General features: G+C 64.7%; 15 protein-coding genes. 6 read left to right on the forward strand and 9 right to left on the reverse strand.

Features of this window, described 5'->3' with window-relative positions:
- The first annotated feature begins 17 nt into the window (after positions 1-17).
- From M5J20_RS10275 to M5J20_RS10285, 3 genes are all read left to right on the forward strand, one after another.
- On the forward strand, positions 18-617 hold the full coding sequence (locus M5J20_RS10275; RefSeq protein WP_253579277.1) for an MBL fold metallo-hydrolase: 600 nt from the start codon (positions 18-20) through the stop codon (positions 615-617).
- A 96-nt stretch (positions 618-713) separates the two neighbouring features.
- Positions 714-1,775, forward strand: a complete 1,062-nt coding sequence (locus M5J20_RS10280; protein WP_253579279.1) for a DoxX family protein — start codon at positions 714-716, stop codon at positions 1,773-1,775.
- An 88-nt stretch (positions 1,776-1,863) separates the two neighbouring features.
- Positions 1,864-4,086: a HelD family protein gene (locus tag M5J20_RS10285; RefSeq protein ID WP_253579281.1), complete on the forward strand. Its 2,223-nt coding sequence runs from the start codon at positions 1,864-1,866 to the stop codon at positions 4,084-4,086.
- 24 nt (positions 4,087-4,110) lie between these two features.
- Here M5J20_RS10285 and M5J20_RS10290 read toward each other — a convergent pair whose 3' ends face one another.
- The 3 genes from M5J20_RS10290 to uvrB form a co-directional block, all read right to left on the reverse strand.
- Positions 4,111-4,554 carry a universal stress protein gene (locus tag M5J20_RS10290; protein WP_253579306.1) on the reverse strand — a complete coding sequence of 148 codons (444 nt, stop codon included), beginning with the start codon at positions 4,552-4,554 and terminating at the stop codon, positions 4,111-4,113.
- Between the two features lie 103 nt (positions 4,555-4,657).
- Complete coding sequence (locus tag M5J20_RS10295; RefSeq protein WP_253579284.1) at positions 4,658-5,116, reverse strand: universal stress protein; 459 nt, start codon at positions 5,114-5,116, stop codon at positions 4,658-4,660.
- 26 nt (positions 5,117-5,142) lie between these two features.
- Entirely contained in the window at positions 5,143-7,236 is a 2,094-nt protein-coding gene (gene uvrB / locus M5J20_RS10300) for an excinuclease ABC subunit UvrB (RefSeq protein ID WP_253579286.1), read from the reverse strand.
- Positions 7,237-7,306: 70 nt separating this feature from the next.
- On the opposite strand from uvrB, the gene M5J20_RS10305 reads away from it, so the two are divergent.
- A complete protein-coding gene (locus tag M5J20_RS10305) occupies positions 7,307-8,191 on the forward strand; it encodes a bile acid:sodium symporter family protein (RefSeq protein WP_253579288.1) in 885 nt (294 codons plus the stop codon).
- Here the strand turns inward: M5J20_RS10305 and M5J20_RS10310 are convergent.
- The 3 genes from M5J20_RS10310 to rpsA all read right to left on the reverse strand — a co-directional run bounded on the left by M5J20_RS10310 (position 8,188) and on the right by rpsA (position 10,838).
- The gene (locus M5J20_RS10310) at positions 8,188-8,541 is read right to left on the reverse strand and encodes a DUF4259 domain-containing protein (RefSeq protein WP_253579289.1); all 354 of its coding nucleotides are present in this window, start codon (positions 8,539-8,541) and stop codon (positions 8,188-8,190) included. The genes M5J20_RS10305 and M5J20_RS10310 overlap by 4 nt on opposite strands.
- Before the next feature lie 113 nt (positions 8,542-8,654).
- Entirely contained in the window at positions 8,655-9,251 is a 597-nt protein-coding gene (gene coaE / locus M5J20_RS10315; protein WP_253579291.1) for a dephospho-CoA kinase, read from the reverse strand.
- 105 nt (positions 9,252-9,356) lie between these two features.
- On the reverse strand, positions 9,357-10,838 hold the full coding sequence (gene rpsA / locus M5J20_RS10320) for a 30S ribosomal protein S1 (RefSeq protein ID WP_253579293.1): 1,482 nt from the start codon (positions 10,836-10,838) through the stop codon (positions 9,357-9,359).
- Positions 10,839-11,079: 241 nt separating this feature from the next.
- Here rpsA and M5J20_RS10325 point away from each other — a divergent pair, with 241 nt between their 5' ends.
- Complete coding sequence (locus M5J20_RS10325) at positions 11,080-11,817, forward strand: class I SAM-dependent methyltransferase (protein WP_253579295.1); 738 nt, start codon at positions 11,080-11,082, stop codon at positions 11,815-11,817.
- 573 nt (positions 11,818-12,390) lie between these two features.
- Here M5J20_RS10325 and polA read toward each other — a convergent pair.
- On the reverse strand, positions 12,391-15,030 hold the full coding sequence (polA, locus tag M5J20_RS10330; protein WP_253579297.1) for a DNA polymerase I: 2,640 nt from the start codon (positions 15,028-15,030) through the stop codon (positions 12,391-12,393).
- Between the two features lie 36 nt (positions 15,031-15,066).
- Complete coding sequence (gene trhA / locus M5J20_RS10335; RefSeq protein ID WP_253579299.1) at positions 15,067-15,780, reverse strand: PAQR family membrane homeostasis protein TrhA; 714 nt, start codon at positions 15,778-15,780, stop codon at positions 15,067-15,069.
- Between the two features lie 47 nt (positions 15,781-15,827).
- Here trhA and M5J20_RS10340 point away from each other — a divergent pair, with 47 nt between their 5' ends.
- On the forward strand, positions 15,828-16,139 hold the full coding sequence (locus M5J20_RS10340) for a hypothetical protein (RefSeq protein WP_253579301.1): 312 nt from the start codon (positions 15,828-15,830) through the stop codon (positions 16,137-16,139).
- 9 nt (positions 16,140-16,148) lie between these two features.
- Here M5J20_RS10340 and M5J20_RS10345 read toward each other — a convergent pair whose 3' ends face one another.
- On the reverse strand, positions 16,149-16,802 hold the full coding sequence (locus M5J20_RS10345) for a LysE family translocator (RefSeq protein ID WP_234948816.1): 654 nt from the start codon (positions 16,800-16,802) through the stop codon (positions 16,149-16,151).
- Positions 16,803-17,303: the final 501 nt, after the last annotated feature.

The following is a 17,303-nucleotide window of genomic DNA, read 5'->3' on the forward strand; positions in this document are numbered from 1 at the left end:
AGCTACGCTCTGGAGGCATGGCTGACATCACGCTGCACCGCATCTCCGTTTCCGACATGGACAACAACTGCTACTTGCTGGCCTCCGGGGAGCAGGGTTTGCTTATCGACGCTGCGGACGACGCCCCCGCGTTACTGAACCTCGCGAGCGACGCAGGCGTCACTATTACCGACGTGTTGACCACGCACCGCCACAAAGACCACGTGCGCGCTCTCCCCCGCATCCTCGAGGCGACCGGCGCCACCCACTGGGCCCCGTACGTGGAGGTGCCCGCGCTGCCCGCACCGGTAGACCAGGAACTGCGCGACGGCGACTACCTTGCGTTCGCCGACCACCGCCTCGAAGTCGCAATCCTGCGCGGCCACACCCCGGGCGGCGCCTGCCTGGCGGTCGAAATCGACGGCGTGACCAACCTCTTCGTCGGCGACTCGCTCTTCCCCGGCGGCGTGGGCAAGACGTCGTCGGAAGGCGACTTTGTTCGACTGTTCAACGATGTGAAGGCGAAGATCTTCGACCGCTGCGACGATGACACGATCGTCTGGCCCGGTCACGGGGAGCCGACAACCGTCGGCAAGGAGCGCCCGAACCTGGACGAGTGGTGGGAGCGGCGCTGGTAAACGGCCGCTTAACCCGGAGCCCGCCACCGACGGCGACGGAAATGTCTACAGTGGTGGGTAGTAATTGACCATTGAAGCAAAAGGATTGGTTAGCTCATGATTCGTAAGATCGCGCGCCCGATGCTGGCGTCGGTGTTCGTTATCGACGGTGTCGAGACGGTGCTCAACCCCGCGGGCCACAAGGAGTCCGCTGACAGCGTACTGAAGCAGGTCCGTGCGGCTGTGCCGCGCGAGTACCGCGCTTTCCTGCCGAAGGACCCGGAGACCGCCGCGCAGATCAACGGCGGTGTCAAGGCGGGTGCCGGCACCCTCTTCGCCCTCGGCAAGATGCCGCGCACCGCGGCCGCCCTGCTGACCGCCTCCTCCCTGGCTTCCATGGTGGGCCGCAACGCGTTTTGGGCTACCGATGACGCGGACGAGAAGGCTCGCCGCCGCACCGGCGCTCTCACCGACCTGGCTCTGACCGGTGGTGTGCTGCTCGCAACCGTCGATACCGCCGGCAAGCCGGACATGAAGTGGCGCGCGCAGAACGCTGCCCGCGTCGCTCGCAAGAACGTCCAGCAGGCCCTGCCGACCCAGTCCGAGACCGAGAAGGCCCTCAACAAGGCAGGCAACTGGTTCTCCGACGCTTCCGAGCAGGCTGGCCACTGGCTGTCTGACGCATCCGACCAGGTCGGCGACTACATCGACGACAACAAGGGCGACTGGAAGAAGGCCGCTTCCAAGGCTGGCGATGCTGCACAGGATTTCTTGGGCGACGCCAAGAAGCAGACCTCCAAGTTCCTCTCCAACGCCGGCGACTGGCTCGACGACGCCGCGGATGACGCACAGGACAAGTTCAACGACCTGAAGCCGTCCAAGTTCGAGCAGTACAAGGCGAAGCGCAAGGTCAACTCCGTGGTCGACGATCTGCAGTCCACCCTGGATGACCTGGGCCCGTCCGCAGTGGACAAGTTCAAGGCGAAGCGCAAGGTGAACAAGGCCACCGCCAAGCTGCAAGGCCGGGCGCAGGATGCAGTTGACAACCTTGAGCACGCTTGGAACCAGCTCGACGCTTCCCCGTCTTGGTGGACCAAGAAGAAGTGGGAGCGCAAGGCCAAGAAGGCTGAGAAGCAGGCCAAGAAGGCCGTGAAGAAGGTGCAGAAGAAGCTCGGCTAAGCTTCCCCACCGCGCACCGCGGCCCCGCCCCGCTTATCGGGTGCCGGGGCCGCTTTGCATTGCATGCTTAACGACGAAGGGACCACGGGTGACGGACAGAATTCAGCACGAAAAGGCGTACGTGGACGTGCTCTTCGACCACCTCCGTGAGGAGGTTGAGTCTGCGCGCCGGAAACTGGCCGAGGTGCAAGCCGATGTCGACCCCGACAACCCGGACGCAGACGCACTGGTTCGCCGCGAGACGGAATACCACGCGCTGAACGCAAAGCTCGACCAGCTCGGCGTTGCCGAGATCGGGCTGGTGTTCGGCCGCATCGATATCGCGGACGCTGATGCTGACAACCCGGTTCCCGGCCGCCCGGATCTTGACCGTCGCTACGTCGGCCGCATGGGCATCGACGACCGCGCCGACCACTACCGCACCCTGCTGCTGGATTGGCGGGCGCCGCAGGCCCGCCCCTTTTACCTGGCCACCACAGCCAAGCCGGAGGGTGTGGAGACGCGCAGCAACATCCGTATGCGCGGCCGCACCGTCACCGCGGTGGACGATGAGGTGCTCGCGGGCACCGACGCGGCTGCCACCGACGACACCGCGGAGAGCACCGCAAACGTCGGTTCCGAGGCAGCGCTGCGCCGCGCGATGAACGCGGCGCGCACGGGGCACATGCAGTCCATCGTGGAGACGATCCAGCGCGAGCAGGACGAGATCATCCGCGACGCCACCCGCGGCGTAATGGTCGTGCAAGGCGGACCGGGCACGGGCAAGACAGCTGTGGCGCTCCACCGCGTCGCATACCTGCTTTACACGTGGCGTGAGCAGCTGTCGCGCACCGGTGTGCTCATCATCGGCCCGAACCGAACGTTCCTCGACTACATCTCCCGAGTGCTCCCCGAGCTCGGCGAGACCGGCGTGGTGCTGAGCACGCTCGAGCGCCTGGTGCCGGGATTCCAACCAACGGCCACGGCGGCGTCGGAAAGCTTTGCCGCGCGCGAGGTCAAGGGCTCGGCGGAGATGGCGAACATTCTGAAGCGCGCAGTACAGGCGTACGAGACGGTGCCCGCAGACCCAGTGCCGCTGGACATCGACGGCGTGCGCATCGAGGCGACCCCCGCCATGGTGAAGGCCGCGCGCACCCGCGCCCGCCGCTCCCGCAAACCGCACAACCCCGCCCGCGCTGTGTTCGCCGAAGCCCTCACGCAGTCGCTGGCGCAGACGCTGGCGACACGCATCGGCGAGGATCCGCTGGGCGGCGCCAACCTGCTCTCTGCGGCGGACGTGGACCAACTGCACGACGACCTCGCAGACCACCCGCAGGTCCTCGACCTCATTGACGAGCACTTCCCGCAGCTCGCCCCCACCGACGTGCTCGAGGAGCTGCTCACCGCCCGCGAGCGTATCGCCGAAGCGGCCGGGGACTACGACGAATACACCCAGCAGGCCCTCTACCGCGAACCAGGGATCCCTTTCACCCCCTCGGACACGGCGCTCATCGACGAGCTCGCGGTCTTGATCGGCATTGTGGACCCGGAGGAAGAGCGTCGGAAAGAAGAAGAGGAGTGGCGCCGGCAGGTGGCGGAGGCGGAGGACGCGCTTGACATCCTCGCTTCCTCCGAGGCGACGGATAACGACGACGACCAGTTCGAGGCTGAGATCCTCTCCGCCGCGGATGTCATCGACCCAGAGACGCTCGCCGCCCGCCAGCAGGTGCGCGACATCCGCTCCACCGCGCAGCGGGCCGCTGAAGACCAGGCGTGGGCGTTCGGCCACGTCATCGTCGACGAGGCGCAGGAGCTCTCCCCCATGGAGTGGCGCATGGTGTTCCGCCGCTGCCCGTCGCGATGGATGACGCTGGTCGGTGACACCGCCCAGACCTCCTCCCCCGCCGGCGTGGACAATTGGACCGACGCCCTCGAACCATTCGTCGCCGGTCGTTTTCGCCTGCACGAACTCAGCGTCAACTACCGCACCCCGGCAGAGATCATGGCAGTCGCCGACGCGGTGCTGGAGCAGATCGGCGGCGGGTCGAAGCCGTCGGCAAGCATTCGCTCCACCGGGGTGCCGGTGGCGTACTACCCGCAAGAAACGGACCCCGCAGGGGTCGTGCGGGAGCTCGAGCGTGACGACGCTCGGTTGACCGCCGTGATCACCGCAGAGAACGTCGGCGAGATGAAGGGCCTCGAATTCGACAACGTGGTCGTCGTGGAGCCGGCGAAAATAGTAGAGGCCTCGCCACAGGGGTGGCAAGACCTCTACGTTGCAGTCACCCGGGCCACGCAGACCCTGACGATGATCGGCGAAATCCCGCTGTAAACGCGGGATTTCCACAGGTGGTGTTTAGCTCACGGTGTGAACGATCATGACGTCGCAGTCGGACTGGCGAGCGACGTCGGCCGGCACGGAGCCCAGCAGGCGGCCGGTGAGCGAGTTGATGCCGCGGTTGCCCACGACGAGCAGCTCAGCGTTGTTGTCGTTGACAATGGCCATGAGCGCCTCAACCGGGGTGCCCGGGCGGGTCGCGGTCTGGACATCGGTCGCACCGGCCTGGCGAGCGTGGTCGGCAGCAGCCTCGAGGTTCTTCAGCGCCTGGTCATCGCCCAGAATGGTGACGGAATCCTGGCGCAGCGCCTTGGACGCGTCCTCCTCCGAGCGGTAGTAGGCGGTGCCGATAACCAGGGTCGCGTCGAACGCCACGGCCATCTTGGCGGCGCGCTCCACTGCCAGCAGGGAGGACTTGGAGCCGTCGGAGCCGACGACGATGGTGTTGTAGTAGTTACCCATGTAAATGTTCTCCAAACATTGTCGAGTTTCGCCTAGGGCAGATAACGCCCAAGTGTAGCCCGTGCTTCGCGGGCGCGGTACGGCGGCTGCGCGCTAGGAGCGCTTACGCCAGATCGTCGACGCGCGTATCCACCAGCATCACGTCGACCGGGGACTTCTTGGCCACACTGCCCGGCACGGTGCCGAAGACACGTCCCGCGAGGCTGCGCATGCCCTTGTTGCCCACCACCAGCAGGTCCGCGTTGAATTCCTGCACCGATTCGAGCAGCACGCTCGCCGGCTGGCCGCCGCGGGATACGAGCTCCACATCCGGCGCCTGCTCCTCGGTGGCGATGTCCATCGCCTGGCCGAGGACCTCCTGCGCACCGGTCTCGGTGACCGTGTCGAGGGCGCTCAGCTCAGCGTTGGTGGAGTTCAGCATCGAGCCGGACGCGGAGTAGTGGGCGCAGATGATGGTCAGCTTCGCGCCGTACACGCGGGCGAGGCTGGCTGCGGTGCGGACGGCGACCATGGAGGTTGCGGATCCGTCGGTGCCGACGGCGATGGATGTGTACGAGTGCATTGCTTCTCTTTCTTTGGCCTGTCGGCTCAATTGCCAGTCTCTTTCATACCACGGAGCTCCTTGCGCAGGTCCGCGATCTCATCGCGCAACCTCCCGGCGAGTTCGAACTTGAGCTCGCGGGCAGCTTCACCCATCTGCTTCGTCAGATCGTCGATAAGCGCCTGCACCTCGTCGGACGCCATCCGGGACACATCGGGCTTATCGACGATCGCAGCTTCCCCGCCGGAACCTGCACCATCGTCCCCGTTCTCGTAGACCTGGTCGAGAATGTCGGCGATCGCCTTGCGCAGCGGCTGCGGGTCGATGCCGTGCTCCGTGTTGTAGGCGATCTGCTTTTCGCGGCGGCGCTCCGTCTCCTCGATCGCCTCCTGCATGGATTCGGTGATCTGGTCGGCGTACATGATCACCTCGCCGGAGACGTTGCGGGCGGCGCGGCCGATGGTCTGGATGAGCGACTTGGTGGAGCGCAGGAAGCCCTCCTTGTCCGCATCCAGAATGGCCACGAGGCTCACCTCGGGCAGGTCGAGGCCCTCGCGCAGCAGGTTGATGCCGACCAGCACGTCGAACTCGCCGAGGCGCAGCTGGCGCAGCAGTTCCACGCGCTGCAGGGTGTCGATGTCCGAGTGCAGGTAACGCACCTTGATGCCGTTATCCAGCAGGTAGTCCGTGAGGTCCTCCGCCATGCGCTTGGTCAGCGTGGTGACGAGCACGCGCTCGTCCTGCGCGGTGCGCTGGCGGATCTCGTCGATGAGGTCGTCGATCTGGCCCTTCGTCGGCTTGACCGTCACCTTCGGGTCGACCAGGCCGGTCGGGCGAATCACCTGCTCCACGAACTCGCCGCCGGCGGCCTCCAGCTCGTAGTCGCCGGGGGTCGCGGACATGTAGACGGTCTGGCCCACGCGCGCCTCGAACTCGTCGAACGTGAGGGGGCGATTGTCGACGGCGCTGGGCAACCGGAAGCCGAACTCGACCAGGTTGCGCTTGCGGCTCATGTCGCCCTCGTACATGCCGCCGATCTGGGGCACCGTGACGTGGGACTCATCGATGATGGTGAGGAAGTCTTCAGGGAAGTAGTCGATGAGCGTCGCCGGCGCGGATCCCGCCGGACGGCCGTCCATGTGGCGCGAGTAGTTCTCGATGCCGGAGCAGAACCCGACCTGCTGGATCATCTCCAGGTCGTACTCGGTGCGCATGCGCAGGCGCTGCGCCTCCAGGAGCTTGCCGCGGTTCTCCAGCTCCTCGAGGCGGTCGACGAGCTCCAGCTTGATGTCTTCGATGGCGCGTGCCATGCGGTCGTCCGTCGCCACGTAGTGCGTGGCCGGGAAGATGCGGACCTCGTCCTCCTGGCTGATCACATCACCCGTGAGCGGGTGGATGTAGTAGAGCGCGTCCACTTCGTCGCCGAAGAACTCGACGCGGACGGCGACCTCCTCATAGGCCGGGATGATGTCGACGGTGTCGCCCTTGACGCGGAAGGTGCCGCGCTTGAAGTCGATGTCGTTGCGCTCGTACTGGACGTCGACTAGCAAGCGCAGGAAGCGGTCGCGCTCCACTTCCTCGCCGACGCGGAGCACGATGGAGCGGTCGAGGTAGCTTTGCGGGGTACCCAGGCCGTAAATGCAGGACACGGAGGCGACCACGACGACGTCGCGGCGCGACAGCAGCGCGGAGGTTGCGGAGTGGCGCAGACGCTCCACATCGTCGTTGATGCTGGAGTCCTTCTCGATGTAGGTGTCCGTCTGCGCGATGTACGCCTCTGGTTGGTAGTAGTCGTAGTAGCTGACGAAGTACTCGACGGCGTTGTTCGGCAGCAGCTGGCGCAGCTCGTTTGCCAGCTGCGCGGCGAGCGTCTTGTTCGGCGCCATGACGAGCGTCGGGCGCTGCTGCTGCTCAATCAGCCACGCGGCGGTCGCCGACTTACCCGTACCGGTGGCGCCCATGAGCACCACGTCCTCCTCGCCGCGGCGCAGGCGCGCATCCAGCTCCTTGATCGCCGCCGGCTGGTCGCCGGAGGGCTGGTACTCCGAGATGACCTCGAAGCGCTTCTCGCGGCGCTCGATCTCGCCCACCGGGCGGAACTCGGAGTGGGCCAGCACGGGGTGTTCTGCAGCGAAAGCCATACGTGCAAGTGTATTGCTGCTGGCAAATCGGCGCGGCTGGGCGTTTGGCGGCCGGGGTACGGTGGGAACCATGTTTGAGCTGCTGCAAAACCTCATGTCGCCGGCGTCCATGGTCTTTGTGGTGGCGATGATGTTCTCTACCGGCTTGTCCCTGCGCGCCAAGGACCTCAAGGAAACCGTCTCCGGGTGGGAGTTCTTCCTGCGTCTGCTGCTGGTGAACTTCCTTGTGGTGCCGGGCATCATGCTTCTGTTTGTGCAGCTGGCGCGGCTCGATCACCCCTACTCCACCGGCATGCTCATTCACGCTTGCGTCGCGGGCGCGCCGCTGATCATGGCGCTGACGCAGCTGAGCAAGAACCCGATCGCGCTCGGTGCGACGGTGCAGATGGTGCTCATGGTGGCCACCGTGCTGATCATGCCGATCCTCCTGCCCGCGGTTCTGGGCATTGACGACGTTTCCTCCGGGGCGCTCATCAGGCCGCTCCTGCTCGAAATGGTCCTGCCCCTGGCCGTGGGCATGGTGATGTTCAACACCGCCCCGGGGCTCACCGAGAAGATCCGCCCGGTAGTGAGCAAGCTCGCCAACGTGGTGATGATGATCTTCCTCGTGCTCTCCGTCGTCGCCTTCGGCCCCTACTTCGCCGACCTCACTTTGTGGAAGGCGGTGGTCGTGGGCATGCTCGCCCTCACTGTGGCGTTCTACGTCGGCTACGGCACGGGTCTCGACGGCGGCGGGAAGAAATCCCAGCTCGGCGCGCTAGGTACCGCGCAACGCAACACTGCCGCGGGCGTGATCACGGCGATGGCCTTTGACGAACCGCTGGTCTTCATCACCTTTGTGTTCATCAACAGCTTCATGATGTTCGTGCTCATGGCGTTTGCGAAACGCTTCGGCGCAGGCAAGAACATGCCGCTGCTCTCCGCGCTGTTGGACCAGCAGCCGGTGGCGCGTTAGGAGGCGTACTTGCGAGTCGACTCGAGCCACTGGTCGAGCTCGCCAGCTTCCTGCCACATCTCGTAGAGCTCGGAGCCGCCGGGGCGCACCACTTCCGCAGCATTACGACGAATCCAGCGGCGGTCATCCACCGTGAAGGGGTACGTCAGCTCCTCCGCGGCGTAACCCTGTGGCGCGTGGCCGTTCAGTACTGCGGCGAGAGCGATGACCGACTCCGCCTCGTCGGCCGCGAGCGGCCCCCTGCCACAGTTGAACCGGAACTGGTCCATGCGGAAGGTGCCGTTCGCCAGCGCGGCGACAGCCTCCGATGCGGGGTCGTTGTCGAACGGCCCCGTGTCCCAAGTTCCCATGACGGGTCAATATAGGGGGCTTAGGTTAATGGCTGCTGTACGAGCGGTAAATGTCGTTGGTCCAGAACAAACACTTTAGGTTGCCAATAGTTTGCCTAACGCAAACTTCCCTGTCACAGCTCTCGGATCTCGGAAACCAGCGCTTCAACCTGCGGTTTCAGCTCCTCTAGCGAACCATTGTTGTCGATCACCACGTCGGCGGCGGCGCGGCGTTCTGCGTCGCCGATCTGTCGCGCGATCCGCGCCCGGGCATCGGTTTCATCCAACCCGCGCGAGGACACAAGGCGACGCACCCGCTCCTCCGCATCCACATCGACCACGACGGTGAGATCCATTTGCTCGTGCAACCCCTGCTCCACCAAGAGCGGCATATCGTACACTGCCGCTTTCGCACCCGCGGCCTCCGCAGCCGCGAACTGTCGCTCCGATTCTTCCCGAATCGCCGGGTGCGTGATCGCGTTGAGCTGCTGCGTCGTCTCCTCGGAGCCGAAAGCGCGGCGCGCGAGTTCGGCGCGGTTGAGCTGGCCGTCCTCCCCGATTAGATCGGCACCGAAGACCTCCCCCACCTTGGCCAAAACCGGCGAGCCAGGCTCCATGATCTGCCGCGCGATCTTGTCTGCGTCGACGACTGGAAACCCTGCGTCGGCAAGCATTCGTGCAACCGTTGATTTGCCGCTGCCGATGCCGCCGGTGAGCCCAATGCGCTTCATAGCGCCTAAAGATAGCAAAACGGCCTGTTTCCTCCCCTCGGTCGGAACCGAAAGGAAGGGAACAGGCCGCCGTCGGCTAGCGTGAGGCCCTAAACGGGCCAACGCTTAGTTGCCGGCGAGCTTCTCGCGCAGAGCAGCGAGCTGCTCGTCGGAAGCGAGGGAGCCACCCTGCTCCGCCTCAGCCTCGGCTGCCGGAGCGCCAGCCTCGGACTCGGAGGAGTAGTTGGTCTCAGAGGAGTAGTTGCCCTGGTCGGCGGACTGCTCCGCAGCCTCTGCGGCAGCGGCGCGGTGACGCTCGATCTGGGCGGTGTGAGCCTGGAAGCGGCGCTCTGCCTCGGCGTAGCGTGCCTCCCACTCCTGGCGAGCCTCCTCGAAGCCCTCCATCCACTCGTTGGTCTCCGGGTCGAAGCCCTCCGGGAAGATGTAGTTGCCCTGCTCGTCGTAGGAGTCGGCCATGCCGTAGCGGGACGGATCGAACTCCTCGGTGTAGTCCTCGTCAGCCTGCTTGAGGGAGAGGGAGATGCGGCGACGCTCGAGGTCGATGTCGATGACCTTGACCATGACCTCTTCGCCAACGGCCACAACCTGGTCCGGCACCTCAACGTGGCGCTGAGCCAGCTCGGAGATGTGGACGAGGCCCTCGATGCCCTCCTCGACGCGCACGAACGCACCGAACGGGACGAGCTTGGTGACCTTGCCCGGGACGATCTGGCCCACAGCGTGGGTGCGGGCGAACACGCGCCACGGATCCTCCTGGGTGGCCTTCAGGGAGAGGGAGACGCGCTCGCGGTCGAGATCGACGTCGAGCACCTCCACGGTGACCTCGTCACCCACGGTGACAACCTCGGACGGGTGGTCGATGTGCTTCCAGGACAGCTCGGAAACGTGCACCAGGCCGTCAACACCGCCGAGGTCCACGAAGGCACCGAAGTTGACGATGGAGGAAACGACACCCTTGCGGACCTGGCCCTTCTGCAGCTGGTGCAGGAAGTCGGAGCGGACCGCAGACTGGGTCTCCTCCAGGTACGCGCGGCGGGAAAGCACGACATTGTTGCGGTGCTTGTCCAGCTCGATGATCTTCGCCTCGAGCTCCTGGCCGATGTACGGATCCAGGTCGCGGACGCGGCGCATCTCGACCAGGGAAGCCGGCAGGAAGCCGCGCAGGCCAATGTCGAGGATGAGGCCGCCCTTGACGACCTCGATGACCGTACCGGTAACCGGCTGGTCGTTGGCCTGCAGCTCCTCGATCGTGCCCCAAGCGCGCTCGTACTGCGCACGCTTCTTGGACAGGATCAGGCGGCCTTCCTTGTCCTCCTTGGTGAGGACCAGGGCATCGATCTCGTCGCCGACCTCTACGACCTCGTCCGGGTCGACGTCGTGCTTGATGGAAAGCTCGCGGGTCGGGATGACACCCTCAGTCTTGTAGCCGATGTCGAGCAGAACCTCATCGTGGTCCACCTTGACAACGGTGCCGGTGACAATGTCGCCATCGTTGAAGTACTTGATGGTCGCGTCAACTGCGGCAAGAAATTCCTCAGGGCCACCGATGTCGTTGATGGCAACCTGGGGTGCGTTGGAAGTGCGCATATGTAAATGTGCTCCGAAAAATAGGAGATCGTATCTGACAGGAGCGCATCTCTCACCGCCCGCACATGCCGAGCACCGTACGGCAAAGGCCATCGGCGCAGGTTACGCTGGGGGAAGTGATCTCACGTCTGCACAGGGAGGGCCCTCCTATTACGGCTCCAGCCTGCGCGACGCCTAGATGCGCCCCTAGTACAGTAGTGACTTTGCCCAGCTAAAGCAAATAAACCGAGGGAGCCAGACCGTGTCCGACGCATCCCGCGCGAACCGCGCCTTTTGGGACGCCGACGCAGCACGCTACCACGCCTCCCACCCCGAGTATCTCGCCGGTTTCCACTGGTGCCCGGAGATGCTCGCCGAGGAAGACGCACACTTGCTTGGCGACGTTCGCGATGTGGCGGTCCTCGAGATTGGCTGCGGGTCGGCGCCGTGCGCCTCTTGGGTGGCTGCGCAGCAGTCAGGCGCCGGGTTCGTGGCCGGCTTCGACCTCTCTTCCGGGATGCTTGCGCGTGCCGACGGCTCAGTCCCCCTCGTGCAAGCCGATGTCCTGGCCATCCCCTTCGCGTCCGGCGTGTTCGACATTGTGTTCTCCGCCTTCGGCGGGTTGCCGTTCGTGCGCGATATCGATGCTGCTTTCGGCGAGGTCCGGCGCGTGCTTGCCGACGGAGGGAGATTCGTCTTCTCCGTCACCCACCCCATGCGCTGGGTCTTCCCCGACGACCCGGCATCAATGCAGGCCGAGATCAGTTACTTCCAGCGCGAGTACGAAGAGTACGACGAGAACGGCACCCTCACCTACGCCGAGTACCACCGCACTTTCGGCGACTGGGTCCGCACGCTGGGCGCCGCCGGCTCCTGGCTCGCCGACGTGATCGAGCCGGAGTGGCCCGCCGACCTCGATCTGGAGTTCGGCCAGTGGTCCCCCGCCCGCGGGGCAATCTTCCCGGGCACCGCGATCTTCGTGGCGTTCAAGGCCGGGTAGGTGGCCGGGGCGCGACTGGCGCTGCGAGCTCCCGCTGACAGCTCCCAGGTGGCAGCCCCAGGTGGCAGCCCCAGGTGGCAGCCCAGCTGGCAGCTCCCGCTGACGGCTCCCAGCTCGTAAGAATCTAAATATTCCTTCGGGGCGATTTTAACGTGCGCCATTTTCCCAGGTCAATCGGCTGTGAAGAACCTTAAGGAAAAAATTTCCGAATTCTTGCAGACGCAGGCCGGCGGCTGCACCCCCCAACCCTCAAGGTCAGGTTTTACCCCCGCTTCACCCCGCAGCGTTCCTCCAGTCGACAACCCCTCAGATTGAGTTAAGGTTCTTCTTAGCTTCACGAGGCAGGGCGAACGGCGGAGCGGGGGGCGCCGAACAACATGCGGAAATGGAGCTGCCCGGTCCGGGGGAACCGGGCCCCGGGGGCGCAGAGAAATGGGGGTCTCTGCGGTGGGGCGGGCGGAGCGAGCACGGAGAAGATCGCACCGCCCGCCTCGCGGCACCCTCCCCGCCTCGCGCGGCACCCTCCCCCCATCGCGGCGCGCAGGATCACTAGCGCCGCGCCAGTGCAAGCCTCTAGTGCGCGGCGTCGTCCCAGTTCGCGCCGGTGCCGGCCGAAACCTCCAGAGGAACGAGCAGCTCGATGGCTCCGTCCATCTCGCGTTCCACAATCTCGCGGACATGGTCGAGCTCGCCGGGCGCAACCTCCACGACGAGTTCGTCGTGGACCTGCAGCAGCACGCGCGAGGCGAGACCGTCCAAAGCGGCGTCGACACGGATCATGGCGACCTTGATGATGTCGGCGGCGGTGCCCTGAATCGGGGCGTTCAACGCGGCGCGCTCGGCGTTCTCGCGGGCGATGCGGTTGTCGGAGTTGAGTTCCGGCAGGTAGCGGCGGCGGCCGAACACCGTGGAGGTGTAGCCGTCGCGGCGGGCCTGCTCGACCACCTCGTCGAGGTAGCGCTTCACCCCGCCGAAGCGCTGGAAGTAGGCCTCCATGATCTGCTTCGCCTCGCCGGCGGAAATGCTCAGCTGGTTAGACAGGCCGAAGGCGGACAGTCCGTACACGAGGCCGTACGACATCGCCTTGACGCGGCGGCGCAACTCGGGCGTCACCTGGTCGATCGGCACGTCGAAAACGCGGGAACCGACGAAGTTGTGCAAGTCCTCCCCCGCCCGGTACGCCTCAATCAACCCGGCGTCCTGGGAGAGGTGGGCCATGACGCGCATTTCGATCTGGCTGTAATCGGCCGTCAGCAAGCACTCGAAGCCCTCGCCCACGGTGAATGCGGAGCGGATGCGGCGGCCGGCCTCGGTGCGCACCGGAATGTTCTGCAGGTTCGGCTCGGCGGAGCTGAGGCGCCCGGTAGAGGCGACGGTCTGGTTGAAGGTGGTGTGGATGCGGCCGTCGGGCTGGACGGTCTTGATGAGGCCCTCGATGGTGGACTTCATCTTCTGGTACTCGCGGTGCGCGAGCAGGTGGTCCAGGAACGGGTGCGGGTGCTTCTCGGCGAGCGCCTCGATTTCGCCGGCGGCGGTGGAATAGCCAGTCTTGGTCTTCTTCGTTTTCGGCAGCGCGAGCTTGTCGAAGAGCACGACGGAGAGCTGCTTCGGGCTCGACAGGTTCAGCGTGGGTTCGCCGACAAGCTGGCGCGCCTCCTCCTCGACGAGATCAACCTTCTGTGTGTAGTCCTTGCGCAGCTCCTCGAGTACGTCGAGATCGACGGCGATGCCGGCGTGCTCCATCTCCGCGAGGATGCTCACCAGCGGCAGCTCGAGATCGGCGTAGAGCTCGAAAGAATCGATGGCGCGCAGCTGCTCCGCCAGCTCCGCTGACAGCTCCAGGACTGCGGCGGCGGCATCGGTAAGCGAGGTGTCCCCGAGCAGGCTCAGCTGGTCCCCGCCGAGCGTGAGCTGGCGCTTCAGGTGGCGCTGGTACACATCCTCCAGCGCGTAGGTGCGCTGCCCGGGGCGCAGCAGGTAGGCGGCAATCGCGGTGTCGTGCGCAATCCCGCGCAGGGTCATGTCGCGTCCGCGCAGCATGTGGAACGCGGCCTTCGCCTCGTGCAGATACTTCGGCACGTCCGACTCGATCCACGCTTTCAGCGCCGCATCCTCGGCCGGTGTCAGGTCGGAGGCGTTGACCTGCACGGCGCGCCTGTGCTTATCGACGATTGCCAGCCCCACCACATCACCCATTCCGGGTGCCGGCGTGCCGGAGACGTAGAGGGCGAGACCGTCGCCCTCGCGCTGCGCCAACCATTCGTCGAGAGGCGTGTCCTCGACAACGACCTCGGGAAGCTCAACCGGCTGCGGGGTGTCGGAGGCGGCGCCGTCCGTCTTCACGGCGGCGAGGATGCGCTCGCGGAGGTTCACGCCGAACTCGAGGTCGTCGAAGGCTTGGGCAACATCGGTGATCTCAGCGGGCTTCAGCTCGAGGTCGCCGGGTCCGACGGGAAGTTCGACGTCGGTGATCATCTGGGTGAGCGTCCGGTTCATCTGGACCTGCTCGATGCGCTCGCGGAAGTTCGCTCCCGCCTGGCCCTTGACCTCCTCGGCGTGCTCGATGAGCCCGTCGAGGGTGCCGTACTGGACGATCCACTTGGCGGCGGTCTTCTCCCCCACCTTCGGAATGCCCGGCAGGTTGTCGGACGGGTCGCCGCGCAGCGCCGCGTAGTCCGGGTACTGCACAGGCGTCAGGCCGTACTTTTTCTCCACCTCGTCCGGCGTGAAGCGGGTCATGGTGGACACGCCGCGAGTCGGGTAGAGCACCGTGATGGTGTCGTCGACGAGCTGCAGGTAGTCGCGGTCGCCGGTGACGATGACCACCTCGAAGTCGCCATCGGCCTTCGCCTCGGTGGTGAGCGTGGCCAGGATGTCGTCGGCTTCGTAGTGCTCCTTGGACAGGGTCACGATGCCGAGGTCGCCGAGCACGTCCTCAATGATGGGCACCTGGCCCTTGAACTCCGGCGGGGCGGCTTCGCGCTGCGCCTTGTACTCCGGGAACATCTCGGTGCGAAACGTCTGGCGGCCCACGTCGAACGCGACGGCGACGTGCGTCGGCTCCTCGTCGTTCAGGATGTTGGCCAGCATGGACAAGAATCCGTACACCGCGTTCGTGTGCTGTCCACCGGACGTGGAGAAGTTCTCCGCCGGGAGGGCGTAGAAGGCGCGGAACGCCATGGAGTGGCCGTCGATAAGCAAAAGGCGCTTCATGTGCGCCCAGTGTAGTTGCGCGAGAAGAGCGCACCCCTACGCGCCCGTGGCCACCACAACCATCCAGATGGCCACCAAGTGCAGAATCGCCGCCACAATCGTGGCGGTGTGGAAATGCTCGTGATAGCCGTAGTAGCGCGCGGAGCGGCCGGGCCACTTGAAGCCGTACACCAGGGCGCCGAGTGTGTAGATCACGCCGCCGATGAAGATGAGGATGACCACGGCCGGGCTGGTCTCAGCCCAGAGCGTCGGCACGAGCGGGACGATAATCCAGCCGAGCCCCACGTACACCACCACGTCGAGCCAGCGAGGGTGGCTGATCCACACCAGATTGAGAATCACGCCGAGGATCGCGCCGATCCACGCTACTGCCAGCATGATCGCGGCCGTGCGCGCCTCGAACACCATGATGCACAGCGGGGTGTACGTGGCCGCGATGAAGATCGCGATGGTGGCGTGGTCCGCGCGCCGCCACCACTGCACCGTCGCCGCGGAGCGCCACGGCCAGCGGTGGTACATCCCGGACACGCCGAACAGCGTGATGATGCCCGCGCCGTAGATGGTCACGCCGAGCGCCTCTGGCCACGTCAGCGTCATCCACGAGAACGTGATCAGCACCGCGGATGCCAGCGCGAACAGCAGCGCGGCTCCGACGTGGAACCACCCACGCACCACCGGGCGCTCGCCGCGGTCCGCAACGACGTAGCTGCGCTCGACCTGGCCGTCTTTGAGCTCGCGAGTGATGGTCACGCTGGTAAGTCAACCACGAAGCGGACGTTCGCGGTAGGGGCACTTGCTTGCCGACGATCACTTCACGCCACTCGCAGTACGTTGAGCCTGATCCGAACACCGAATATTTTGTTCTGGAGCTGGATAGCCCGCAGCAGGTACGTGGGCGTATTGCTGGCGAGCACACCACTCGGGAAGTAAAGCAGTTCAAACTAGGCGAGCGTGCGACTGGCCAAGGTACGGGTATTGAGTGGGACCAGTACGTAGGTAAGCGGGTACGCATCACAGCCCCCGGCGATGCGATTTCGTACCCATCTGACACCAGCATGCCGCTCGGGATGCCGGGCTTCGGTTCAACCTTCAACTACAAGGTGTTGTAGCGCCCAGTTCTAGTTTACGAACGCCCCGAGACCAATCACGCCGTCTCTAATCATCCACATTGCTAATACGACAAAGATGGTTCCAGTGATGATGTCTACTAGGTAGCCGTAACGGTCAAGGAACCCAGCGAACACGTCAACCAAGAGTGCGAATCCAGCGGACATGATGAAACCAATCAAGACCAAGCTAAGCAGAATAATTGCGAACCATTCCCAGCCCATCTCAGGTTTCACAAACTGCGCAAAGACGGCGCCGAAAAATAAGACTGACTTGGGGTTCGATAGGTTCGTTGCCATTCCCACTCGAAAGGCTTGGCTGGCTGCATGCGACTCACCTTTCGCATCAGCGGGCATTGTGCTAGTTCCTGACCCCCATGCCTTAAAGCCGCTTCTTACCGCGCCAACGCCCATATAGATAAGATATGCGCCGCCGACCAGCTGTAGCACTGCAAGTAGCTGTGGGGCAGCTTGCATCAAGGCGCTCAGCCCAAGCAGTGATGCCGCAATCCAAATTGCGTAGCCCGCCATAATCCCGGTCGCGCAAGCCACGCCAGCAGCACGGGATTTAACACTAAAACGAATAATCTGGACAACATCGGGTCCTGGGACAGCGACGGCTGCCGCGAACACACCAATAAGCGCCAAGAAGTCGGTAAGCAGCACGGTCTCTCCCCGATCAATCGCAATTCCTGACGGGCGATCCTAAGACCGCCCCCCCCCGGGGAGTTATACCTCGGGGGGATTTCGGAAAACTCTTTGGCCACTACCAACGCGGCCTCGCTTTAGCCTAAGTTCCACGACCTTTGGTGTTTAGTTCCAAATCGATCCTAGCCGCCCCCTACACCTTGGCCTCAGACAGGAAATTGGAGGCGCACGTTCGCCAACCCGTGGATTGGATAGGGATTGTTTCGGGGATGCCCTAATCCTTGGGGGTACGGTCGCAGGTAGCCTGATCGCAGCACCGGAAACTTTGGGTGCGTCTCTCGCGGCGGGTGCGGTTGTTGCAGGGTCAGAGTGGAATGCCCTTAACTCATGCTTCGGTGTTTAGACCACGTGTTTAGTAACGGTGTGGTGGGTATCGGGTAACACCCGGGTGGGTTTGGAGTAACACCCAGGTGTTGTGGGGTGGGGTTAGGTTGTCAGTCGCATGTTGTCTCCTTCGAG

Origin of the sequence: Corynebacterium stercoris (assembly GCF_024160105.1) — a bacterium.
Taxonomy (GTDB): domain Bacteria; phylum Actinomycetota; class Actinomycetes; order Mycobacteriales; family Mycobacteriaceae; genus Corynebacterium; species Corynebacterium stercoris.